General features: G+C 72.4%; 19 protein-coding genes. 10 read left to right on the top strand and 9 right to left on the bottom strand.

What is annotated here, in order from left to right; translation table 11 throughout:
• Nucleotides 1-101: 101 nt before the first annotated feature.
• Both OG788_RS18060 and OG788_RS18055 read left to right on the top strand, forming a co-directional pair.
• Nucleotides 102-491 carry a hypothetical protein gene (locus OG788_RS18060; RefSeq protein WP_356748376.1) on the top strand — a complete coding sequence of 130 codons (390 nt, stop codon included), beginning with the start codon at nt 102-104 and terminating at the stop codon, nt 489-491.
• A 163-nt stretch (nt 492-654) separates the two neighbouring features.
• A complete protein-coding gene (locus OG788_RS18055) occupies nt 655-2,121 on the top strand; it encodes a S28 family serine protease (protein ID WP_406372023.1) in 1,467 nt (488 codons plus the stop codon).
• Between the two features lie 25 nt (nt 2,122-2,146).
• Here OG788_RS18055 and OG788_RS18050 read toward each other — a convergent pair whose 3' ends face one another.
• The 3 genes from OG788_RS18050 to OG788_RS18040 form a co-directional block, all read right to left on the bottom strand.
• Entirely contained in the window at nt 2,147-2,776 is a 630-nt protein-coding gene (locus OG788_RS18050; protein WP_406372022.1) for a hypothetical protein, read from the bottom strand.
• A gap of 110 nt (nt 2,777-2,886) precedes the next feature.
• Nucleotides 2,887-4,755 carry a glycoside hydrolase family 3 protein gene (locus OG788_RS18045; protein WP_406372020.1) on the bottom strand — a complete coding sequence of 623 codons (1,869 nt, stop codon included), beginning with the start codon at nt 4,753-4,755 and terminating at the stop codon, nt 2,887-2,889.
• Nucleotides 4,756-5,079: 324 nt separating this feature from the next.
• Complete coding sequence (locus tag OG788_RS18040; protein ID WP_406372018.1) at nt 5,080-5,991, bottom strand: LysR family transcriptional regulator; 912 nt, start codon at nt 5,989-5,991, stop codon at nt 5,080-5,082.
• Between the two features lie 115 nt (nt 5,992-6,106).
• On the opposite strand from OG788_RS18040, the gene OG788_RS18035 reads away from it, so the two are divergent.
• The 4 genes from OG788_RS18035 (at nt 6,107) to OG788_RS18020 (ending at nt 10,345) form a co-directional block, all read left to right on the top strand.
• On the top strand, nt 6,107-7,012 hold the full coding sequence (locus OG788_RS18035; protein ID WP_406372016.1) for an EamA family transporter: 906 nt from the start codon (nt 6,107-6,109) through the stop codon (nt 7,010-7,012).
• Between the two features lie 4 nt (nt 7,013-7,016).
• Nucleotides 7,017-8,255: a 3-phosphoshikimate 1-carboxyvinyltransferase gene (gene aroA / locus OG788_RS18030; RefSeq protein ID WP_406372014.1), complete on the top strand. Its 1,239-nt coding sequence runs from the start codon at nt 7,017-7,019 to the stop codon at nt 8,253-8,255.
• A gap of 110 nt (nt 8,256-8,365) precedes the next feature.
• Complete coding sequence (locus OG788_RS18025) at nt 8,366-9,625, top strand: Gfo/Idh/MocA family protein (protein ID WP_406372012.1); 1,260 nt, start codon at nt 8,366-8,368, stop codon at nt 9,623-9,625.
• 87 nt (nt 9,626-9,712) lie between these two features.
• Complete coding sequence (locus OG788_RS18020; protein ID WP_406372010.1) at nt 9,713-10,345, top strand: GNAT family N-acetyltransferase; 633 nt, start codon at nt 9,713-9,715, stop codon at nt 10,343-10,345.
• A 22-nt stretch (nt 10,346-10,367) separates the two neighbouring features.
• Here OG788_RS18020 and OG788_RS18015 read toward each other — a convergent pair whose 3' ends face one another.
• Nucleotides 10,368-11,303: a LysR family transcriptional regulator gene (locus OG788_RS18015; RefSeq protein ID WP_406372008.1), complete on the bottom strand. Its 936-nt coding sequence runs from the start codon at nt 11,301-11,303 to the stop codon at nt 10,368-10,370.
• A 50-nt stretch (nt 11,304-11,353) separates the two neighbouring features.
• Here OG788_RS18015 and OG788_RS18010 point away from each other — a divergent pair, with 50 nt between their 5' ends.
• Nucleotides 11,354-11,992 (top strand): RBBP9/YdeN family alpha/beta hydrolase, encoded by a 639-nt coding sequence (locus tag OG788_RS18010; protein WP_406372006.1) that lies wholly within the window; start codon nt 11,354-11,356, stop codon nt 11,990-11,992.
• Here the strand turns inward: OG788_RS18010 and OG788_RS18005 are convergent.
• The 4 genes from OG788_RS18005 to OG788_RS17990 form a co-directional block, all read right to left on the bottom strand.
• Nucleotides 11,973-12,869 carry an MHYT domain-containing protein gene (locus OG788_RS18005; RefSeq protein ID WP_406372004.1) on the bottom strand — a complete coding sequence of 299 codons (897 nt, stop codon included), beginning with the start codon at nt 12,867-12,869 and terminating at the stop codon, nt 11,973-11,975. The two genes, OG788_RS18010 and OG788_RS18005, sit on opposite strands and share 20 nt — an antisense overlap.
• A gap of 90 nt (nt 12,870-12,959) precedes the next feature.
• Complete coding sequence (locus OG788_RS18000) at nt 12,960-13,769, bottom strand: sugar phosphate isomerase/epimerase family protein (RefSeq protein WP_406372002.1); 810 nt, start codon at nt 13,767-13,769, stop codon at nt 12,960-12,962.
• A 108-nt stretch (nt 13,770-13,877) separates the two neighbouring features.
• On the bottom strand, nt 13,878-14,813 hold the full coding sequence (locus OG788_RS17995) for a GNAT family N-acetyltransferase (protein ID WP_406372001.1): 936 nt from the start codon (nt 14,811-14,813) through the stop codon (nt 13,878-13,880).
• An 885-nt stretch (nt 14,814-15,698) separates the two neighbouring features.
• Nucleotides 15,699-16,748, bottom strand: coding sequence for a LacI family DNA-binding transcriptional regulator (locus tag OG788_RS17990; RefSeq protein WP_351542111.1), 1,050 nt, complete (start codon nt 16,746-16,748; stop codon nt 15,699-15,701).
• 308 nt (nt 16,749-17,056) lie between these two features.
• Between OG788_RS17990 and OG788_RS17985 the strand changes: the two genes are divergently transcribed.
• Genes OG788_RS17985 through OG788_RS17975 form a run of 3 tightly spaced genes read left to right on the top strand, consistent with a single transcriptional unit; the run spans nt 17,057 to nt 20,192 of the window.
• The gene (locus OG788_RS17985) at nt 17,057-18,208 is read left to right on the top strand and encodes a Gfo/Idh/MocA family oxidoreductase (RefSeq protein ID WP_351542112.1); all 1,152 of its coding nucleotides are present in this window, start codon (nt 17,057-17,059) and stop codon (nt 18,206-18,208) included.
• Nucleotides 18,205-19,362 (top strand): dihydrodipicolinate synthase family protein, encoded by a 1,158-nt coding sequence (locus tag OG788_RS17980; RefSeq protein WP_406371998.1) that lies wholly within the window; start codon nt 18,205-18,207, stop codon nt 19,360-19,362. The genes OG788_RS17985 and OG788_RS17980 overlap by 4 nt, the downstream gene beginning before the upstream one ends.
• On the top strand, nt 19,359-20,192 hold the full coding sequence (locus OG788_RS17975; protein WP_406371996.1) for a sugar phosphate isomerase/epimerase family protein: 834 nt from the start codon (nt 19,359-19,361) through the stop codon (nt 20,190-20,192). Before OG788_RS17980 ends, OG788_RS17975 begins: the two co-directional genes overlap by 4 nt.
• Nucleotides 20,193-20,300: 108 nt before the next feature.
• On the opposite strand, the gene OG788_RS17970 is transcribed toward OG788_RS17975, so the two are convergent.
• Nucleotides 20,301-21,521: an esterase/lipase family protein gene (locus tag OG788_RS17970; RefSeq protein ID WP_406371994.1), complete on the bottom strand. Its 1,221-nt coding sequence runs from the start codon at nt 21,519-21,521 to the stop codon at nt 20,301-20,303.
• Between the last annotated feature and the right edge of the window lie 137 nt (nt 21,522-21,658).

Here is a 21,658-nt window from a genome sequence, read left to right as displayed (position 1 = left end):
GTGAAGCGAGGATCGACAGAGGTGTCCCCGCAGTGCGCAACCATCCGCCGTACGTCCTGCGTCCGTACACCAGTACGCTGATTGCTGCGGGAGGGACGACAGTGGACAGTGGTGCGATACGCCGACGGCTGGCGCTCGGCGTGGCCGTGCTGACCGCGTCCGGGCTGCTCGCGCTCGCGAGCCCGGGGAGCGCCCAGGCCGCCGCCTCCTCCTGCTCGGGCCGCAAGGTCCGCACCCTGCCCTTCACGACCGGTTCCGTGCACGTGTACAAGCGCGGCGGCTATGTCTGCGCCGTGACCTTCCCCAAGGCGCACGGCTCCCGCAAGCGGATGTCCGTCAGCGTGCAGGCGCGGGGCGGCCGGCCGGTGATCGACTCGGGGCACTTCGCCCATCACGCGGGCCCGGTGACCGTGTACGCGGGCCACCGCTGCGTCCGGATCAAGGGCTCGGTCGGCTCGGGCTCGATGAGCTCCGGCTGGATCCTCTGCTGAGCCGTACGCCCGCGGAATCCCTCGCGTCCCGACGCCGCCGGCCGGTCCGGCATCCTCCGCCGCTTCACCGAAAGTCCACAGCGTTGGCCCAAGAACCCCTGGTGTCACGGGAGTTGCTCCGCTAGGTTCCGGCGGACATCTGCGTATTCCCAGGGGAGGGTGCATGCGCAAGGCGCTCAGATGGCTGCTGGCGCTCACCGTGCTGATAGGCACGATGAGCACGGCCGGGGCGGCCACCGCCGCTCAGCCGGAGGCCACCGCCACGACCGGTACCACCGGTACCGCCGGCACGACCGACGAGGACATCCTGGACCGGCTTCTCGCGATCCCGGGCATGAGCCTGATCCAGGAGAAGCCGTACACCGGCTACCGGTTCTTCGTCCTGAACTACACCCAGCCGATCGACCACCGGCACCCGTCCGAAGGCACGTTCCAGCAGCGCATCACGGTGCTGCACAAGGACACCGCGCGTCCGACGGTCTTCTACACCGGCGGCTACAACGTCTCCACCACCCCGAGCCGACGCGAGCCGACCCAGATCGTGGACGGCAACCAGGTCTCGATGGAGTACCGCTTCTTCACGCCGTCCCGGCCCGACCCGGCCGACTGGTCCAAGCTCGACATCTGGCAGGCGGCCAGCGACCAGCACCGCATCTTCCAGGCGTTGAAGCCGGTCTACGGCAAGAAGTGGATCTCCACCGGCGGCTCCAAGGGCGGCATGACCGCCACGTACTACGAGCGCTTCTACCCGCGCGACATGGACGGAGTCGTCGCCTATGTCGCGCCCAACGACGTCGTCAACGACGAGGACTCGGCGTACGACCGCTTCTTCGCGGGTGTCGGCACCAAGGAATGCCGCGACAAGCTGAACGCCGTGCAGCGCGAGGCCCTGGTGCGCAGGGAGCCGCTGGAGGAGAAGTACGCGGCGTACGCCGCCGAGAACGGCTACACCTTCACCACCGTCGGCAGCCTCGACAAGGCGTACGAGGCGGTCGTCCTCGACTACGTGTGGGGCTTCTGGCAGTACAGCCTGCTGGCGGACTGCGAGGCGATCCCGGCGGACGCCAAGTCCGCCACCGACGACGAGATCTGGACCTCCGTCGACACGATCTCCGGCTTCTCCTTCTACACCGACCAGGGCCTTGAGCCGTACACCCCGTACTACTACCAGGCGGGCACCCAGCTGGGCGCGCCGACGATCCACTTCCCGCACATCGAGAAGAAGTACCTCCGCTACGGCTACCAGCCCCCGCGGAACTTCGTGCCGCGCTCCATCCCGATGAAGTTCCGGCCGTCGGCGATGCGTGACGTGGACGGCTGGGTCCGCCACCACGCGCACCACATGCTGTTCGTCTACGGCCAGAACGACCCGTGGGGCGCCGAGCGCTTCCGCCTCGGCTCCGGGGCGCGCGACGCGTACGTCTTCACGGCGCCGGGCCTGAACCACGGCGCCAATGTCGCGGGGCTCGTCGCCGACCAGAAGGCGCTCGCCACCGCCCGGATCCTCGACTGGGCGGGTGTCGCCTCCGCGACGGTCCAGGCGAACCCGTCGGCTGCCAGGCCGCTCGCGACGTTCGACGCGAAGCTGGACCGGCGTGACGCCGAACGCGACATGACGTTGCGTCCGTAGCGTCCCGGCTGCGTCCGCCCCCGGCTCACAGCGGGCGGGCGCAGCCCACCGGCCTGGTACCGCCGAGTTCGACGTAGAGCTCCGTGGCGGACGGGCACTGGGAGCGGGCCGTGACCGCCGACGTCACCCTGTACTCCGGGCGCTTCCTGCCGGTGCCGTCGCACGCCGTCTCCCGGACCTGCCCGCGGCCCGCGCCGTAGACGCAGTCGCCGACGACGGTGCGGGGACCTCCGCCGCCGCCCGGGTCTCCGGGGTGCGGGGGTTCGAGCTTGCGCATGCAGGCGTAGCCCCGCGGGACGGCGCCGTCGCCGTCCTCGTCGGAGGCCGGCCCGGACTCGCTGATGTGCAGGACGAAGTCCGTGGTCGCCGGGCAGGACGGGCCGTCCGTGACCTTGCCTTCGTAGCGGGCGACCACCCGGGCGGCGGCCCGTTCACTGGTGCAGGGCACCTCCGTGAAGCTGGTCGTGCCGAAGGAGCTGCACTCGTCGCGGGCGAGGAAGACCGATCCGTAGCCGGAGGGGCGCGTCGAGACCGGGGCCGGGCCGGGTTCGGCGCCCGAGCCGGACCAGCGGTCGCAGCCCGCGAGGGCGGCCGAGGCCAGCAGCAGAGCGCACACCATTCCCCCGGAACGCCGACACACCGAGCTGGCCCGCATGGCTTCCCCCCAACCCCCGGCCCAGCGTGACCCGCCGGGGCGGGCACACGCCAGACACGCGGCTTCCTTTGGCTCACTTGGGGGTGGAGCGCGGGGTGGGCTGCGTACGGCTAGTACGTCAACCCGTACCCGATCGGATACAGCACCTGCGCCGGGTCGTCCGCCCGCTGCACCGGAACCGGCAGCTTGCCCCGCGGGTCGACCCGGCCGGCGATCACCCGGGCGGCGGCGCGCAGTTCGACGTCGGTCCAGGAGTAGGCGGCCAGACAGGCGCCGACGCCGGTGAGCTGGGCGACGTCGTACGGATTGCGGATGGCGACGGCGATCACCGGGACACCCGTGGCGACAAGGCCCTCGACCAGGGTCTTCTGGGACCCGGTCGCCGTCACGTTGTACGTCCCGACGACCACCGCGTCCGCGTCGGCCGCCGCCGCCACGGCCTTGGCGATCGTCGCCGCCGACGGTGCCGTACCCGTGGACAGGGCCGTCGCCGTGAAGCCCAGCTCGGTCAGCGCACCGGCGAGAACGGTGGTGGGCGGCCCGTCGGACAGTGAGGGGGAGGCGGGATCGGCGCCCACCACCAGCACCTTCGGTGTGCGCCGCCGGGACAGCGGGAGCAGCCCCTCCTTGTTGACCAGCAACGTGGTCGTGCGCTCCGCGATCCGGTCGGCCGCCCTGAGGTGCGCCGGGGTGCCCACCACACGGTCGACGCCCGCGTCACGGACGTAGGGGTCGGTCAGCAGCCCGAGCTTCGACTTGAGCCGCAGGACACGCAGGATCGACTCGTCGAGGCGGGCCTCGGTCAGCTCGCCGCCGCGTACGGCGTTCAGCACCGCGTTCCACGCGACGTTCAGGTCGGGCGGGTTGAGGAGCTGGTCGACACCGGCCTTGAGGGCGAGGACGGGGACGCGGTCGTCGCCGTACTTCGTGCGGACGCCCTCCATGCCCAGCGAGTCCGTCACCACGACCCCGTCGTAGCCGAGTTCCCCGCGCAGGATGCCGGTGAGGATCGGGTGCGAGAGGGTCGCGGGGTCGCCGGCCGGGTCGAGCGCCGGGACCATGATGTGCGCGGTCATGATCGAGTCGATGCCGGCGCGGATCGCCGCCCGGAAGGGCACCGCGTCGAGGGTCGACCACAGATCGCGGCTGTGGGTGATGACGGGGAAGCCGAAGTGGCTGTCGACGGCGGTGTCGCCGTGGCCGGGGAAGTGCTTGGCCGTGGCCGCGACCCCCGAGCCCTGATAGCCCTTCACCTCGGCCGCCACCAGGCCCGCCACCGCGTCCGGGTCGGCACCGAAGGAGCGGACACCGATCACCGGGTTGGCCGGGTTGACGTTCACGTCGGCGACGGGGGAGTAGTCCTGGCGGATGCCGAGCGCGCGCAGTTCGGCGCCGCCGACGCGGCCCACCTCCCGGGCGTCGGCCCGCGAGCCGCCCGCGCCCAGCGCCATGGCGCCCGGGAACAGCGTCGCGGGCTTGCCCACCCGAGCCACTATCCCGTGTTCCTGGTCGGTGGAGATGAGCAGGGGCAGCCCGCGCGGCTGCTCCAGCGAAGCCCGCTGGATCCCGTTCGACAGCGCGGCGATCTGATGCGGATCGCGGGTGTTGTGCGCCCAGGCGAAGTAGATGATCCCGCCGACGCGGTACTTGGCGATGAGCTCGGCGGCCGTGCGGACGCCGATCTCCTTGAGGTTGGCGTCGATGTCGGCCTGGTCGGGCGCGGTGGCCGAATGGCCGTACACCCGCATCACGAACAGCTGGCCGACCTTCTCCTCCAGGGTCATACGGGAGATGAGGGCGCGCAGTGCCTTGTCGCCGTGCGGGCCGGCTCCGGCCGCCTGGGCGGGGGAGCCCGCGGCCAGCGCGGCCGTGACGCCCGCGGTGGCGGCGAGAACCGTACGCCGGGAGGGTCTTGACGGTCTGTCCGGCTCGGCTGGTCCGGACGGTCTTGCGGTGCTTCCCGTGCTGGAGTCGCGCACAAGCGCTCCTTCCCTCGTGAAGGAAACTTCCGAGGAGTCACGAATATCCGGGAAGTTTCTTCCAGTCAAGGGTGTGCACAGTATCCGGGAAGGGGCCGTCACCGGCGCAGTTGGAGGGGGGCGCGCCGGTGACGGCGTGCTGCCGGCCGCAGGCGGCGGAGAGGATTGGTCAGCGATCGCAGCCAGCAGCGAAGCCGACACCGCACTGCGGTGACTCATCCGGCAGCATGCGGATGGGACGAAGCGGGAGGGGCCCGGGTTCCCCGGATCCGGGGGATCGCCGGAAGTCGGTGCGGCTGAGGTCGATGAGGACGGTGGGCCTTCTCAAGCGTGCGCCGACACCGTCGGCCAGTGTGATCGGAGGGTGCGGACCGTTTCGGCGATGGCCGGGCGGCGCGCCGCCCCGGAGCGCCACAGCGCGTACAGGCGGCGGACCGGGAGGGGGTCCAGCGGTACTTCCACCACGCCGGTGGGCAGGGGGCCCCGGCCGAGGCGCGGGATGAGGGCGATGCCGAGGCCGGCGGCGACGAGGGCGACGAGGGTCGGGTTCTCCTCGGCCTGGTGGACGATGTCCGGCTCGTGGCCCGCCTCGCGCAGCGTGCGGACCAGCCAGTCGTGGCAGACCCGCCCCGGTGGCTGGCAGATCCACCGCTCACCGCCCAGCTCCTCCCGCCGTACGGAGGACCGCCCGGCGAACGGGTGCCCGGCGGGTACCAGCAGATCGCAGAGGTCGTCCCCGATCACCGCCTGCTCCACCCCCGGCGGGGCGGGCAGCGGGGCGATGTCCCAGTCGTGCGCGACGGCCATGTCGACCGCGCCCTTGGCGACCAGGTCGACGGACAGATGCGGGTCGACCTCGGTCAGGCGGGTGTCCAGGGCCGGGTGCCGCGCGGCCAGATCGGCCAGGACGGCGGGCATCAGACCGCGCGCCGCCGAGGCGAACGCGGCCACCGTCAGCCGCCCCGCCGGCATCCCCCGGCGCTCTTCCAGCTCGGTCTCCGCCCGCTCCACGATCGCCAGCAACTCCTGTGCCGTGATGGCGAGTTGTTCGGCCTGCTCGGTGAGCCGGACACCGCGTCCGCGCCGTTCCAGCAGGACGGTCCTGGTCTCCCGCTCCAGTTTCGCGATCTGCTGGGACACGGCGGACGGGGTGTAGCCGAGCGCGGCCGCGGCGGCGCCGACCGTGCCGTGCACCGAGACGGCGTGCAGGGCGCGCAGGCGCTGGAGATCGAGCATGGGGCCTCCCTGGTCGCGGCATCGCTCACCTCCCAGCTTACGTAAGCGTTGCTTCATCCATCCATGCAGATTTTCGCGCTGGTGCTACATGGTGGGGGCGTCGGATGCTCGACGCATGCGACCCGCCCACATCAGCCTCGCCGTCCTCGTCGCCGCCGTCTGGGGCGTGAACTTCACCGTCATCGAGGTCGGACTCGACCACTTCCCGCCCCTGCTCTTCTCGGCCCTGCGCTTCCTGGTGGCGGCCCTGCCCGCCGTGTTCTTCGTCGGCCGCCCCAAGGTCGCGTGGAAGTGGATCGTGGCGGTCGGACTCGCCCTCGGCGTCGCGAAGTTCGGGCTGCTGTTCATCGGCATGGACGCGGGGATGCCCGCCGGACTGTCGTCCCTCGTGCTCCAGATCCAGGCCGTCTTCACCGCGATCGTCGCCTTCGCCTTCCTCGGCGAACGCCCCACCCGCGTCAAGCTGTGCGGCATGGCGGTGGCCCTGTGCGGAGTGGGCCTGGCCGCCGTCGACGAGGGCACGGCCGGCCCCCTCGGCGCCTTCGCCCTGGTCATCGCGGCGGCGGCCTGCTGGGGCCTGTCCAACGTCCTCACCCGCAAGGCGTCCCCGCCCGACCCGCTGAACTTCATGGTGTGGGTGAGCACCGTCCCCGTCCTCCCGCTGCTCGGCCTGTCCCTGCTCACCGAGGGCCCCTCCCGCGGCCTCGACGCCCTGCGCGCCCTGGACTGGCAGGGCGCCGGAGTCGTCGTCTACGTCGCCTGGATCACCACCGTCTTCGGATTCGGCGCCTGGGGCTGGCTGCTGCACCGGCACCCCGCGTCCACGGTCGCGCCCTTCTCGCTCCTCGTCCCGGTCTTCGGGATGTCGGCGGCGGCGCTGTTCCTGGGCGAGCCGATCGGCCCGCTGCGGTGGGGAGCGGCGGCCCTGCTGGTGGGCGGGGTGGCACTCACCTCGCGGGCGCCACGGAAGGTCCAGTCGGCGGACGCTCCAGCGCGGGAGCGGGTCGGGACGTCAGCATGACCGCATGGCCGTTGTCGACATTCCCGGTTCCAAGTCCATCACCGCCCGCGCGCTCTTCCTGGCGGCGGCGGCCGACGGGGTCACCCGCCTCGTCCGCCCGCTCCGCTCGGACGACACCGAGGGCTTCGCGGAGGGCCTGACCCGGCTCGGCTACCGCGTCGGCCGGACCCCGGACACCTGGCACATCGACGGCCGCCCGCAGGGTCCGGCGGTGGCCCGGGCGGACGTGTACTGCCGGGACGGCGCGACCACGGCCCGCTTCCTGCCGACGCTCGCCGCCGCCGGCCACGGCACCTACCGCTTCGACGCCTCCGCACAGATGCGCCGCCGCCCGCTGGGACCCCTGTCGCAGGCGCTGCGCGACCTCGGCGTGGAGCTGCGGCACGAGGAGGCGGAGGGCCACCACCCGCTGAGCATCGCGGCGTCCGGGGTGGAGGGCGGCACGGTCACCCTCGACGCCGGTCAGTCGTCCCAGTACCTCACCGCCCTCCTCCTGCTCGGCCCGCTGACCCGCAAGGGCCTGCGCATCGAGGTCACCGACCTGGTCTCCGCGCCGTACGTCGGCATCACCCTCGCGATGATGCGGGCGTTCGGGGCGGACGTACGGGTGGAGGGCGACGTCTTCGAGGTGGCACCCGGCGGCTACCGGGCCACCACCTACCCCGTCGAGCCCGACGCCTCCACCGCGAGCTACTTCTTCGCGGCGGCCGCCCTGACCGGCCGCGAGGTCACCGTCCACGGCCTCGGCGCGCGGGCGCTCCAGGGCGACCTCGGCTTCGTGGACGTCCTGCGCCGGATGGGCGCGCACGTGGAGAGCGGGCCCGACCGCACGACGGTGCGCGGCACCGGTGAACTGCGCGGTCTCACTGTCAACATGCGGGACATCTCCGACACCATGCCGACGCTCGCCGCCATCGCGCCCTTCGCCTCGGGCCCGGTCCGGATCGAGGACGTCGCCAACACGCGGGTCAAGGAGTGCGACCGGCTGGAGGCCTGCGCGCAGAACCTCCGGCGGCTCGGCGTCCGCGTGGAGACCGGTCCCGACTGGATCGAGATCCACCCGGGCACCCCGGCCGCCGCCGAGATCACGACGCACGGCGACCACCGCGTCGTCATGGCCTTCGCGGTGACGTCGCTGCGCACCCCGGGCATCGGCTTCGACGACCCCGGATGCGTACGCAAGACGTTCCCGGCCTTCCACGAGGTGTTCGGGGCGTGGGCGGCCGCCGGAGAGGACGGCTGAGCCGTACCGGTGGGCGCCGCGGGCGTCTTGTCGCGGAGATCCCGGGCGGCTAGCTTCGCGACGGACGGCGCCAACCGCGCCTGCGACCCGACTGGGAAAGCGGTCCACAGATGTCCTCCGTCGCCTCCGTTGTCACACTCGCCGTCGTCGGTGCCGGAGACCGGGGCACCGGCCACGCGCGCTGGGCCCTGGACAGCCCGGAGCGGGCCAAGGTGGTGGCCGTGGCCGAACCGCGGGAGACCCGGCGGAACCGGTTCGCGGCCGCCCACGCCCTGGAACCGGACGCCGCGGTGGACGACTGGCGGGTGCTGGCCGCCCGCGGCCGGATCGCGGACGCCGTGCTGATCTGCACCCTCGACCGTGAACACCTCGAACCCGTACTGGAGTTCGCATCCCTCGGCTATCACATCCTGCTGGAGAAGCCGATGGCCCTGACCGAGGACGAGTGCCGGCGGATCGTCGACGCGGTGGAGAAGGCCGGGGTGATCCTCGCGGTCGGGCACGTCCTGCGCTACACCCGGTACACCCGCGCCGTGAAGGAGGTCGTCGACTCCGGCCGCCTCGGTGACGTCGTCAACGTCCAGCACCTGGAACCCGTCGGCTTCTGGCACCAGGCGCACTCGTTCGTCCGCGGCAACTGGGGCCGTACGGACCGGGCGACGTCCATGCTGATGGCCAAGTCGTGTCACGACCTGGACTGGTTGCAGTACATCCTCGGGCAACCCCCCGTCCGCGTCTCCAGTTTCGGACGGCTCTCGCACTTCCGGCCCGAGAACAGGCCCGAGGGCGCCGCCGACCGCTGCCTGGACTGCGCGGTGGAGAGCGCCTGCCCCTACTCCGCCCGGCGCGAGTACGGAGAACGGCTCGCCCGCGGCGAACACCACTGGCCGCTCAGCGTGCTGGTCGACGACTTCACCCCCGAGGCCCTGGAGACCGCCCTGCGCGAGGGCCCCTACGGGCGGTGCGTGTACGCCTGCGACAACGACGTGGTCGACCATCAGGTGGTGTCGATGGAGTTCGCCTCCGGGGCCACCGCCACCTTCACCATGACCGCCTTCACCGAACAGGCCGACCGCCGGACCCGGATCTTCGGGACGCGGGGCGAACTGCGCGGCGACGGCGGCAGCGTGAGCGTCTACGACTTCCTGACCCGGACCGAGGAGGCCGTCGACCTCGCGGGCATGGGCGGCATGGACGCGGCGGGCGGCCACGGGGGCGGCGACGCCGGGCTGATGGACTCCTTCGTCGCCGCCGTCGCCACCGGGAACCCCGACCTGGTGAAGTCCGGCCCGCGCGAGTCCCTGACCAGCCACCTCACCGTCCTGGCCGCCGAGCGAGCCCGGCACGCCGGCACCGTCGAGCACGTATAACCGCTGGACACACGCCGCCCCCACCGCATAGGAATCGCAGCGGACACATACCGGTCGGCGAAGGGGTGCGGGGCGTTGGGTTTCCAGATGAAGGGGCCGGTTCTCGAAGGCGCGCTGGTACGGCTGGAGCCGCTCGGCCACCGGCACGCGGCCGGCCTCGCCGAGGCCGCGGAGGAGCACCGGGACTCGTACGCGTTCACCTGGGTGCCCCGGGCCCACGAGATCGGGGACTACGTCGACGCGCAGCTCGCCCGCGCCGCGACGGGCATGCTCGCGCCCTACGCGCAGGTGTCCCTCGTCTCCGGACGGGTGGTCGGCGCCACGGCGTACTGGGAGCCGCGGTGCTGGCGTTCGGACGACCGGCTCGACGCCGTCGAGGTCGGCTTCACCTGGCTCGCGTCCTCCGCGCAGGGCACGGGCGTGAACGCCGAGTCGAAGCTCCTGCTCTTCCGGCACGCCTTCGAGGAGTGGGGCGTCTCCCGTGTGGACCTGAAGACCGACGCCCGCAACTCCCGCTCCCGCGCCGCGATCGAGCGCACCGGCGCCCGCCCGGAGGGTGTCCTGCGCAACTGGTCGCGCTCCTGGGCGCCGGGCGAGGACGGTCTGCTGCGGGACTCCGCGATCTATTCGGTGACGGCGGCGGAGTGGCCCGCGTGCCGGGACCGGCTGTCCGAGCGGGTGCGCAGAGCGGCCCGCGCGGCCGGGGCGACGGTGCGGTAGGGCGGCACCCCCGGCGAGGCATTCACCCGAACAAGTCGGCCGCTGTGGACCGCAGTTGATCGAGTACGGCGGTCAGCACCGGGTCCGACTCGGCGCCCGCGCGGACGGCGGCGAAGACGTTCCGGGACGGTGGCGTCCCCCGCATGGCCGGCAGGGCGAGCCGGCGGTGGGCGTACAGCGGGCGGACGAGCCGGGGGATCAGCGCCACCCCCCGGCCCGCCTCGACGAGGGCGGCCAGGGCACCCCAGTCGTCCACGGCGTGCCGGATGTCCGGCGTGAAACCGGCGGCGGCGCAGACCGAGCGGGTCACCGCACCGCAGCAACTGCGCGCGTCGCCCACGATCCAGGGTTCGGTGGCGAGCTCCCGCAGCGCCACCCGCTCGCGGTCCGCGAGGCGGTGGCCGGCCGGTACGGCGAGATCCAGGACGTCCCGGAGCACGTCGACGCGGTGGTAGCGCCGGTCCGTGTGCGGGGGCGCGGCCGCGAAGTCGACGGCCACGGCGAGGTCGAGCTGCCCGGCGTCCAGCGCCGTGAACAGGTCCGGCGGCTGCGCCTCGACGACGTCGATCCGGACGTGCGGGAGCCGCTCGGCCAGCGCGGTCAGCGCGTCCGGGAGGAGGCCGAGGATGCCACTGGAGAAGCAGCCGATCGTCACCGACCCGCGGCCGCCCCCGTCGTAGGCCGCCAGATCGGCGCGCGCCCGCTCCAGTTGGGCGGCGATCAGATCGGCGTGTGCCAGCAGGAGCTGCGCCTGCCCGGTCAGCCGGACACCGCGGCCGGCCCGCTCGGTCATCGGTGCGCCCAGCTCGCGGGCCAGCGCGGCGATCTGCTGCGAGACCGCCGAGGGGGTCAGATGCAAGGCCTGCGCGGTGCGGGCCAGGCTGCCGCGGCGCCGCAGTTCGCGCAGCACGGCGAGGCGACGCAGGTCGACGGTGAAGGTCTCGCTTACCTGTTCCACCAGGAAAGATTAACTGGACCGAAAGACCGGGCATCGTGAACCATCGGCCCATGAGCACGCCCACGAACACGCCCGTGAACACGCGCGACACCGATGACCTCGCGGAACGCCCGCGCGCCTTCCTGATCCTGCACGGCTGGCAGAACCACCGTCCGGAGGGCCACTGGCAGCACTGGCTCGCCGGCCGGCTCCGAGAACTGGGCCAGCACGTCGTCTACCCGCAGTTGCCCGACCCCGACGACCCGGACCTGGAGGTGTGGCTGACGGAAGTGGCCCGTCATCTGGACGCGTTGGCCGGTGCCGAGCGGGTGGTCGTCGCCCACAGCGCCTCGGCCGTGCTGTGGCTGCACGCCGCCGCCCGTGGGCTGCCGGGTCCCGCCGGCGTCGACCGGGTGCTGCTCGTCGCCCCGCCGTCCGCCTCGGTCCTCGCGGGGCTGCCGGAGATCGCCGCGTTCGCCCTGGCCGAGCTGGACTTCACGCTTCCCGGCCCCACCCGGCTGGTCGCGGGCGACGACGACCCGTACTGCCCCGAGGGCGCCGACACCGTCTACGGCGACCCCCTGGGCGTACCGACGCGGATGCTTGCCGGGGCGGCGCATCTCGACCTGGACGCCGGGTACGGACCGTGGCCCGCCGTGCTCGACTGGTGCCTCGACGGGACGGCGGAACTCACCGCCCGCGCGGGCTAGTGTGCCGGCCCGTCGGCCGGTCCCGCGGATCGAACAGGGAGTCGGACTGCCGGGGGCGCGCCGCGGGGTTCTCGGGCGTGGTGGCCGCGAGGGCGCGCCGACGAGGGGCCGCCCGGCTCCAGTCCCCGTCGCCGAGGACGAGCTGGGGATCGAACATCACCACCACTCCGGCCAGGATCAGGAAGACGACCGGGCCGATGAGCAGAGGGAGCAAGGCAGAGGCCGGCGAGTCACCGCCGTACGACCCGTTGACGTACGACGCGCCGGCCGCGCCGTGCAGGTGCACGCCGACGGCCGCCATGCCGGTGTAGTGCATGCCGGTCAGGGCGACGCCCATGAGGAGACTGGCGCCGAGGGCGGCCAGGAAGCCCCGGTACGACGCGGCGGCCCACAGCGCGGCGGTCGCGGCGACGACCGCGATGAGTACGGAGAGCGCGACCGTGAACCAGTCGTACCGGAGGTACCCGTTCAGCTGGAGCGCCGCCATGCCGAGGTAGTGCATGGCGGCCACGCCGAGTCCGGTGAAGATCCCGGCGGCGGTCAGGGTGGTGTTGGTGGCGCCGCGGTATCCCACGGTGAAGACGCCGATGCCGACCACCGCGATCGCCACGGCGAGGCTGAGCGCCGCGAGGCGGACGTCGTAGTCGATCCCGATCCCCTGGACCCGGAAGCCGGTCATCGCGATGAAGTGCATGGTCCAGATGCCGCAGCCGATCGTCGCCGTCCCGAGCACCGGCCAACCGGGCTTCCAGGACTGCCGGTTGTTCAGGGAACGGACGACGCAGCGCAGCCCCAGAGCGCTGCCCAGACAGGCGATGAGGTAGGAGGCCACCGGGGTCACCGCCCCGTATCCGAAGCCTTCCACTGTGCCTTGCATATGTGCCAACTCCAGCTGAGAACAAGTCACTTGAAGGAGGATGGTCTCGTGCCGAGGTTGCTTGAGCAGCTTCGCGCCATGGGTTTTGGGTTAACTCTGTGATGCGGCTTCGCTCAGCAGGCCGGTGAGGTGCTCACGTCCCGGGCCCAGCAGTGTGTCCAGCGGCGCCGCCCCCTCGTACCACCGCTTCTCGTACTCCCAGCACAGCCACCCGTCCCACCCGCCGCGCACCAGTGCGTCCACGCACGCGCCGAGCGGCAGAACCCCCTCGCCGAGCGGCACCGGGGTCGTGTCCTCGGCCGACGCGATGTCCTTGACCTGCACATACCCCAGGAACGGGGACAGCGCGGGGAAGGTCTGCGCAGGACTCTCGCCGCCCAGCCAGGTGTGCATCACGTCCCACAGCGAGCCCGCGTGATGATGGCCGACCAGGCCGAGGACACGGATCGCGTCCGCCCCGGTGCGGTGCGAGTCATGGGTCTCCAGCAGGATGCGCACCCCGAGATCGGCGGCGTACTCGGCTGCGGTGCCGAGTCGTCGCGCGGCCGTCGCGTCCGCCTCCCCGGCGCCGCTCCCGGGGTCGCCGCCCGGGAAGACCCGGACGAAGGGGGCGTTCAAGTCCCGGGCGAGTTCGAGGAGTTCACGCATCTCGGCGAGGACGGGGGCGTCGTCCCCCGGTGCCGCCACCCGCGCGTATCCGGCGATCCCGAGCACCTCGATCCCGCCCGACGCGAACTCCGCTGCCACGGCGGCCCGTTCGTCCGTTCCGATCCCCGGATGCACGGGCTCCTCCGGATGCGCCCGCAGCTCCACCCCCTGGTAGCCGTTGACGACGGCCAGCCGCACGACGTCGGCGACGGGGAGCCCGGGGACACCGAGAGTGGAGAACGCCAGCTTCATGGGCCGGACCCTACGGGGTGGGCCCACACGGCCACAGGGGTCGCCCGTGTCGCGCGGGGGGCGCGCCGACCCCCCGCACCCGCCCCCACGTCGGACACGCGGGCCGCGTCACTCCGGGCCGGCGCGCAGGTCCAGCCGCCAGTCCTGGCCCACCAGGTCCACGCCGAAGGACCGGTGCGGCTTCTCGGCGACCAGGACGAAGCCGTGGCGCTGGTACAGGCGGCGGGCGGCGGCTAGGACGTCGTTGGTCCACAGGACGAGCTCGTGGTAGCCGACGCCGCGCGCGAAGCCGGTGACGGCCCCGACCAGACGGTCGCCGATGCCGAGACCCCGCGTCTCCGGCTCGACGAGCAGCAGACGCAGGCGGGCCGTGCCGGGCGCGTCGTCCCGTACGCACATCACGCACCCGACGGGCCGCCCGTCGAGTTCGGCGATCCACACCCGCTCCAGGTGGGGGTCGTGATCCTCGGCGAAGTCGGCGACGATCCTCGCGACCAGGCCCTCGTAGTCGGTGTTCCAGCCGTACTCGGCCGCGTACAGCGCCGCGTTGCGCTGCACGATCCAGCCGAGGTCGCCGGGGCCCGGTTCGCGCAGGACGACGTCCTCGCGGCCGGGCGTGGCCCGCCCGTCGCCCAGGAGTGTCCGCACCGTGCGCAGCGCCTCCGCGAGCCGCGGCCGGTCGGCGGAGGGCACGGTCGCCAGCAGTGAGCCCACCGTCTGGCGCGCCCGCTCGTCGAGCAGCGCGGCGGCTTCCCGGCCGCGCGTGGTGAGCGTGATCCGCCGGCGTCGCGTGTCCTTCTCGGACGCGGTGCGCTCGAGGAGCCCGTCCTGCTCGAACCGGTTCAGGATCCGGCTCAAATAGCCCGAGTCCAGCGAGAGTTCGGCCCGGATGTCGGCGGCGTCCGTCCGGGGCGTGTGCGCCAGTTCGTAGAGGACGCGGGACTCCGTCAGCGTGTACGGCGCGTAGAGATGGAGGCCGTAGTCGAGCGCGCCGATGACGTTCGTGTAGAAGCGGTTGAAGGAGCGGATGTCCTGGACGGTCATGATCGGCCCCGGAGGTCTGCTCTGGATGAGCACGGTGGCCCGTTCGGCCCGGATGGCTGACTCAGTCAGAGGTACTGCCCGCCTCGAGCATAGAACCCCCGACCGCGCACCGCCTACCCCCGACCACACCCCGATCCGCCCAGCAGGCGCCGGCGCCGGGCTGCCGTCCGTCCGCTCCATCCATTGGGCTGCCGTCCGTCCGCTCCATCCCGGGGACCGGCGAGCGGCTCGTAAAGCGGTTCAGGCGGTCCGCAGCCCGGCCCCCGCGGCAGCTCGCCCCACCCCACAGCCCGCCCGGCGCCGCCCGCCCCGCGTTCCGGCCCGCCCGCGCTCCGGTTCACCCCGCGTTCCGGCCTGTGCCGTGCCCTGGTCCGCCTCGCGTTCCGGCCTGTGCCGTGCCCTGGTCCGCCTCGCGTTCCGGCCTGTGCCGTGCCCTGGTCCGCCTCGCGTTCCGGCCTGTGCCGTGCCCTGGTCCGCCTCGCGTTCCGGCCTGTGCCGTGCCCTGGTCCGCCTCGCGTTCCGGCCTGTGCCGCGTTCCGGTCCGCCTCGCGTTCCGGCCTGTGCCGCGCTCCGGTCCGCCTCGCGGCCCGGCTCGTTCGGCTCCGCCCGCCGGGCCCGGCCCGGCGCCCTGGACTCCCAGCGCGCCGTAGATCAACGTGGGCCCACCCGAGGGACGGGCAGGTAGGCCCGGGGGCGCTCGGAAACCTGTGTGCCCTGGAACCCCCGGAACCCACCCCCTTGGGAACCCCGAGCCCGGAAACTCGACCCCTCGGAACCCCGGAACCCTCGGGAACCCCGAGCCCCCGGAAACTCGACCCCTTCGGGAACCCCCGGGCCCCGGAACCCCCGGGCCCCGGAACCCCCAGGCCCCCGGGGCAGCGGACGTCAGTCCCGGGGAACCCCGGTGGACCCCCGCACCATCAACTCCCCACGCACCGTAGCGATCCCGCCCGGCGGCGGCTCCTCGCGGCCCATGGCGATGCGCCCGGCGCGGGCGCCCGCCTCGGAGAGCGGGAGCCGTACGGTCGTGAGGGCGGGCACGGCGTCGATGCTGAACGGCAGATCGTCGAAGCCCGCGACGGACACGTCGGCCGGGATGCGCAGACCCGAGTCGCGCAGGGCCGCGCACGCGCCCAGCGCCACGGTGTCGTTCGCGGCCACGACGGCCGTCAACGACGGGTCGCGGCGCAGGAGTTCGAGCGTCGCCTCGTAACCGGAGCGGCGGTCGTAGCGGCCGTGCACGGTGCGCCGCGGGTCGTCCTCGATGCCGTGGGCGCCGAGCGCGGCGCGATGGCCCTCCAGACGGTGCCGGGTCGTCGTGCGTTCCTCGGGGCCCGCGATGTAGCCGAGCCGCCGGTGGCCGAGGCCGATCAGATGCTCGGTGAGCTGCTTGCCGCCGCCGCGGTTGTCGAAGGTGAGCGCGATCGCCTCCGGCGCCTCGGGCGCGGGCGGCCGCCCGCACAGCACGACCCGGGTCCCCGCCTCCGTCAGCCTGCGCAGCTTCGCGGCGACGGCGGAGGCGTGGGCTGCGTCCTCGATGGCTCCGCCGGTCAGCACGACCGCGGCGGCGCGCTGGCGCTGCAGGAGCGTGAGGTAGGTGAGTTCGCGCTCCGGGGAGCCGCCGGTGTTGCACACGACGCCGAGCCGTTCCCCGCCCGCGCGCCCCCCGGGGCCGCCGATCTCCGACTGGATCGCGGCCGCCATGATCCCGAAGAAGGGGTCGGCGATGTCGTTGACCAGGATGCCGACGAGGTCGGAGGTCGCCGCGGCCAGCGAGCTCGCGGGCCCGTTCAGCACATAGTCCAGCTCGTCCACCGCGCGCAGCACCCGCTCGCGCGTGGAGGAGGCCACGGGATAGTTCCCGTTCAGTACGCGCGACACCGTCGCGGGAGAGACCTGCGCGCGGGCCGCCACGTCCGCCAGGGTCACCGTCATCTCGTCGTCCTCCGGTCGCGCATCTCGTCGTACCTCTTCGTACGTCTCGTACGTCGTCGTGCCTGGTCATGCCTCGTCGTACGGCGTCGAACACGGAGTCGAAGGCCGAGTGCGCCGCTTCCCGTGGCCAGGGTCCGTGCAGACCATACGGCCATCGGCCCCCGTTGTTCGCCCCCTCGAACAACTCGTCTTTGCGGTGGTCTTGTCCAGACCGCTGCACAGAGGCTAGCTTCTCAGCAATAGAAAGCGCTTGCTGTCACGCTCACCTGTAAGCGTGCGCGGCGCCTGACGCGTACGAAGGGAATGACGTGACACGCAAGACGGTGCGTATCGCCATGAACGGCGTGACGGGACGCATGGGCTACCGCCAGCACCTCGTCCGCTCGATTCTCGCCCTGCGGGACGAGGGCGGCCTCGACCTCGGCGACGGCACCGTGCTGTGGCCCGAGCCCGTCCTCGTCGGCCGCCGCGAGCGCGCCCTGAAGGAGCTCGCCGAGCGGCACGGCCTCGAGCACTGGTCGACGGACCTGGACGCGGTCCTCGCCGATCCGGCCGTCGACCTCTACTTCGACGCCCAGGTGACGTCCGCCCGCGAGGAGGCCATCAGGAAGGCCGTCGCCGCAGGCAAGCACGTCTACACCGAGAAGCCGACCGCCACGGGCCTCGACGGAGCGCTCGAACTGGCCCGCCTCGCGCACGCCGCCGGCATCAAGCACGGTGTCGTCCAGGACAAGCTGTTCCTCCCCGGCCTGCTCAAGCTGAAGCGGCTCATCGACGGCGGCTTCTTCGGGCGGATCCTGTCCGTCCGCGGGGAGTTCGGCTACTGGGTCTTCGAGGGCGACTGGCAGCAGGCCCAGCGTCCCTCCTGGAACTACCGCGCCGAGGACGGCGGCGGGATCGTCGTCGACATGTTCCCGCACTGGGAGTACGTCCTGCACGAGCTCTTCGGCCGCGTCACCTCCGTGCAGGCGCTCACCGCCACCCACATCCCGCAGCGCTGGGACGAGGGGGACAAGCCGTACGACGCCACCGCCGACGACGCGGCCTACGGCATCTTCGAGCTGGAGGGCGGCGCGGTCGCCCAGATCAACTCCTCCTGGGCCGTGCGCGTCAACCGCGACGAGCTCGTCGAGTTCCAGGTCGACGGCACGGAAGGATCGGCTGTCGCCGGGCTGCGCAACTGCCGCGTCCAGCACCGCAGTTCGACGCCCAAGCCGGTCTGGAACCCGGACATCCCGGCGACCTACTCCTTCCGCGACCAGTGGCAGGAGGTTCCCGACAACGCCGAGTTCGACAACGGCTTCAAGGCCCAGTGGGAGCTGTTCCTGCGGCACGTCTACGCCGACGCCCCCTACCGCTGGGACCTCCTCGCCGGCGCCCGCGGTGTGCAGCTCGCCGAGCTGGGCCTGAAGTCCTCGGCCGAGGGCCGCCGTCTCGACGTACCGGAGATCGCCCTGTGACCATCCGACTCCCGTGCACCGACGGCCGGTTGCGGACCTACGAGCCGCGCACCGACCCCCTCGCCGTCCTTCCCGACGGCGCGCCCCTCGCCTCCCGTACGGTCTTCTCGGCCGCGCACGTCGTCGCCGACCCGTACGCGGACGTCTCGCCCGACGCGCCCGCCGCCGTCGACTGGGACGCCACCCTCGCCTTCCGGCGCCATCTGTGGTCGCACGGCCTCGGTGTCGCCGAGGCGATGGACACCGCCCAGCGGGGGATGGGCCTGGACTGGGCCGGGGCGGCCGAACTCGTGAGAAGGTCCTCGGCCGAGGCCAGGGCCGTGGGCGGCCGGATCGCCTGCGGCGTCGGGACGGACCAGCTCACGGGCCCGGCCACGCTCCACGAGGTGCGGGCCGCTTACGAGGAACAGCTCGCCCTCGTCGAGGAGTCGGGCGCACAGGCGATCCTGATGGCCTCCCGCGCCCTCGCCACGGCCGCCGCCGGCCCCGAGGACTACCTCGACGTCTACGGCCACCTCCTGCGCCAGGCCGCCGACCCGGTGATCCTGCACTGGCTGGGTCCGATGTTCGACCCGGCGCTGGAGGGCTACTGGGGGTCGCCCGACCTGGACGCGGCGACGGAGGTGTTCCTGGAGGTGATCGCCGCCCACCCGGACAAGGTGGACGGCATCAAGGTCTCGCTGCTGGACGCCCGCCGGGAGGTCGAGCTGCGCCACCGCCTCCCGGACGGCGTCCGCTGCTACACCGGCGACGACTTCAACTACCCCGAGCTGATCGCCGGCGACGAGCGGGGCTTCAGCCACGCACTGCTCGGCATCTTCGACCCGCTCGGTCCGGCGGCCGCCCGGGCCGTACGGGTCCTGGACACGGGCGACGTCAAGGGCTTCCGTGAACTCCTCGACCCCACCGTCGAGTTGTCCCGGCACCTGTTCCAGCCCCCGACCCGCTTCTACAAGACGGGCGTCGTCTTCCTGGCCTGGCTCGCGGGTCACCAGGAGCACTTCGCGATGGTGGGCGGCCTGCAGTCGGCGCGTTCGCTGCCGCACTTCGCGCGCGCCTACGAACTGGCCGACGGACTGGGCCTGTTCCCGAGCCCGGAACGTGCCGAGGCACGTATGAAGACCCTGCTGGCCCTGTACGGAGTGACCCCATGAGCAGCCTCGCCCGATTCTCCGTCAACCAGATGACGGTCAAGCAGCTGTCGATGCCCGAGCTGGTCGAAGCCTGTGGGGAGACGGGCATCCCGGGCGTCGGTCTCTGGCGCGAGCCCGTGCGCTCGTACGGCCTCGACGCCACCGCGAAACTCGTCCACGACGCGGGCCTTTCCGTCACCACCCTCTGCCGGGGCGGCTTCCTCACGGCGATCGACCCGGGGGAGCGGCAGCGCGCCCTGGACGACAACCGGGCGGCCGTCGACGAGGCCGCGACCCTCGGCACCGACACCCTCGTGCTGGTCTCCGGCGGTCTGCCGTCCGGTTCGAAGGACCTGCACGGCGCCCGCGAGCGCATCGCCGACGCGCTCGCCGAGCTGGGCCCGTACGCGGCCTCCCGCGGCGTGCGCCTGGCCATCGAACCGCTGCACCCGATGTACGCGGCCGACCGCTGTGTGGTCTCCACCCTCGCCCAGGCCCTGGACCTCGCGGAGCGCTTCCCCGCCGATCAGGTGGGCGTCACCGTCGACACCTACCACCTCTGGTGGGACGACACGGCTCCCGCCCAGATCGCCCGCGCGGGAGCCGGGGGCCGCATCCACACCTTCCAGCTCGCCGACTGGACCACCCCGCTTCCCGAGGGTGTCCTCAACGGCCGCGGCCAGCTCGGCGACGGCTCGGTCGACTTCCGCGTGTGGCGCGGCCTGGTCGAGGCCGCGGGCTACACCGGACCCATCGAGGTCGAACTCTTCAACGAGGACCTGTGGGCCCGGGACGGGCGCGAGGTGCTGGCGGAGACGGCGGCACGGTTCGTGGAGCACGTGGTCCGGTGACAGCGGGACCTCGGATCAGGCCCGGGACCCCGGTCCCGGACCCGATCCGAGGAGGTGATGGGAGGGGCCGTCGCCCGCCCGTGGAGAGACGGGCGACGGGTATGCCGGTCACTTCTCGAAGTGGTCCATCAGCCAGGTGCACAGTTCCTCGGTCGGGAGGGTGTGCGCGGTCGTCGTGGAGGAACAGAGGAACGCGTCCAGGCCGCTCCTGCCCGGGTCCAGGCCGTCGACCTCGGCGTACAGGTCGGCCTGCTTCTCGAAGTCCAGGATGTCGACCGCGCTCACCGAGGGGACGAAGCACACCTCGGCGTGCCGCAGATCGGCCTCCCCGCCCGCCTCCTCGATCGACTGGGCGAGGATCCCGTACGTCGCGAGCGTGCCGCCCGGTGCGCCGTCCAGCTCGGGGAAGCCGTTGGTGGTGATGGTCTTCTCGGTCGCCGGGAACGTCCGCTTCAGGTAGGCGACCGTCACGTCGTCACCCTGGGCCTGGGTGTAGAAGGTGGTGCCGGGGTAGCGGACGTCGAGTCGCAGCGCGACCTCACCGGGCTCGATCTCGGGCAGCCCCACGCCGTCGCCGCGGCCGTTGGCGACGGCCACCTTGAGCGGGATCTGTGGCCACCGGCCGACCCGGTCGAGTTCGGTCAGCAGTGCCTCGCGCTCCGGGGCGACGCCGGTCTTCCCGGTCTTGTTGTCGTAGTGCTGCCAGAGCATCTGCCGCGCGGCCGGGCTGTCCATCTGCTGGGTGAAGGGGTGGGGCTTGAGGTCGAGGCCCCGGGGGAGCAGGTAGGAGAACGACTGGACCCCGATGGGGATCGAGGCGCCGCGGTGCGGGGTGTCGTAGGAGAAGTACACCCCCGTCTGGTGGTCCTCGCCCCGGCTCTCCATCCTGGCCAGGGCGTAGCGGGTGACGAGCCCGCCCATGCTGAAGCCGCCCACGACCAGCCGGTGGTTGCCGACACGGCGGGCGATGCTCTCCAGGACGGTTGCCCGTACGGCCTCGGCGTTGTCCAGGACGGACGCCGTGCGGTTCTTGAAGCCCAGCAGGATCACGTCCATGCCGCGCCGGCGGAGCTCGCCGATGAAGCCGTACTGCTCGCCCTCCAGGAACTGGTAGAGCTTCTTGAGGTCGCTCTCGCCGTGGTTGAAGCCGTCGGCGATGATCACCGGGCGGGTGAGCTCCCTGTTGCCGTCGCCGAGGAAGACCCAGGTGAAGCCCTTGGTGACGGGCCACTCGTCGTCGCGGTCCGGTACCTCGACCGGGTTGTCGGGTGAGGCAAGCGGATCGCCGATCGTGAACGGGCCGATCTCGGGCTCGGTGCTCTCGGACATGGTTGCGCTCCTTGTGGGAGGAGTGGGGGGACGTCCACATTATTGGCGGCGATCCTCCCCAATTACCCTTCTGACCTGCGGGTTTCACTACAAGTGATGCAATCCCCGTCGGAGGTGTTTAGTGCGCCTGGCATGTG

It is taken from the genome of Streptomyces sp. NBC_00647 (genome assembly GCF_045207245.1).
Lineage (GTDB): Bacteria > Actinomycetota > Actinomycetes > Streptomycetales > Streptomycetaceae > Streptomyces.
The sequence above is the reverse complement of the archived record's forward strand: the minus strand, read 5'-3'. Positions and strand labels throughout refer to the sequence as shown.

Coding starts and splice junctions, on each gene's coding strand:
- OG788_RS18055 (WP_406372023.1), top strand. CDS start 655: ATGCGCAAGGCGCTCAGATGGCTGCTGGCGCTCACCGTGCTGATAGGC.
- OG788_RS18050 (WP_406372022.1), bottom strand. CDS start 2,776: ATGCGGGCCAGCTCGGTGTGTCGGCGTTCCGGGGGAATGGTGTGCGCT.
- OG788_RS18040 (WP_406372018.1), bottom strand. CDS start 5,991: ATGCTCGATCTCCAGCGCCTGCGCGCCCTGCACGCCGTCTCGGTGCAC.
- OG788_RS18035 (WP_406372016.1), top strand. CDS start 6,107: ATGCGACCCGCCCACATCAGCCTCGCCGTCCTCGTCGCCGCCGTCTGG.
- aroA (WP_406372014.1), top strand. CDS start 7,017: ATGGCCGTTGTCGACATTCCCGGTTCCAAGTCCATCACCGCCCGCGCG.
- OG788_RS18025 (WP_406372012.1), top strand. CDS start 8,366: ATGTCCTCCGTCGCCTCCGTTGTCACACTCGCCGTCGTCGGTGCCGGA.
- OG788_RS18020 (WP_406372010.1), top strand. CDS start 9,713: ATGAAGGGGCCGGTTCTCGAAGGCGCGCTGGTACGGCTGGAGCCGCTC.
- OG788_RS18010 (WP_406372006.1), top strand. CDS start 11,354: ATGAGCACGCCCACGAACACGCCCGTGAACACGCGCGACACCGATGAC.
- OG788_RS18005 (WP_406372004.1), bottom strand. CDS start 12,869: ATGCAAGGCACAGTGGAAGGCTTCGGATACGGGGCGGTGACCCCGGTG.
- OG788_RS18000 (WP_406372002.1), bottom strand. CDS start 13,769: ATGAAGCTGGCGTTCTCCACTCTCGGTGTCCCCGGGCTCCCCGTCGCC.
- OG788_RS17995 (WP_406372001.1), bottom strand. CDS start 14,813: ATGACCGTCCAGGACATCCGCTCCTTCAACCGCTTCTACACGAACGTC.
- OG788_RS17990 (WP_351542111.1), bottom strand. CDS start 16,748: ATGACGGTGACCCTGGCGGACGTGGCGGCCCGCGCGCAGGTCTCTCCC.
- OG788_RS17975 (WP_406371996.1), top strand. CDS start 19,359: ATGAGCAGCCTCGCCCGATTCTCCGTCAACCAGATGACGGTCAAGCAG.
- OG788_RS17970 (WP_406371994.1), bottom strand. CDS start 21,521: ATGTCCGAGAGCACCGAGCCCGAGATCGGCCCGTTCACGATCGGCGAT.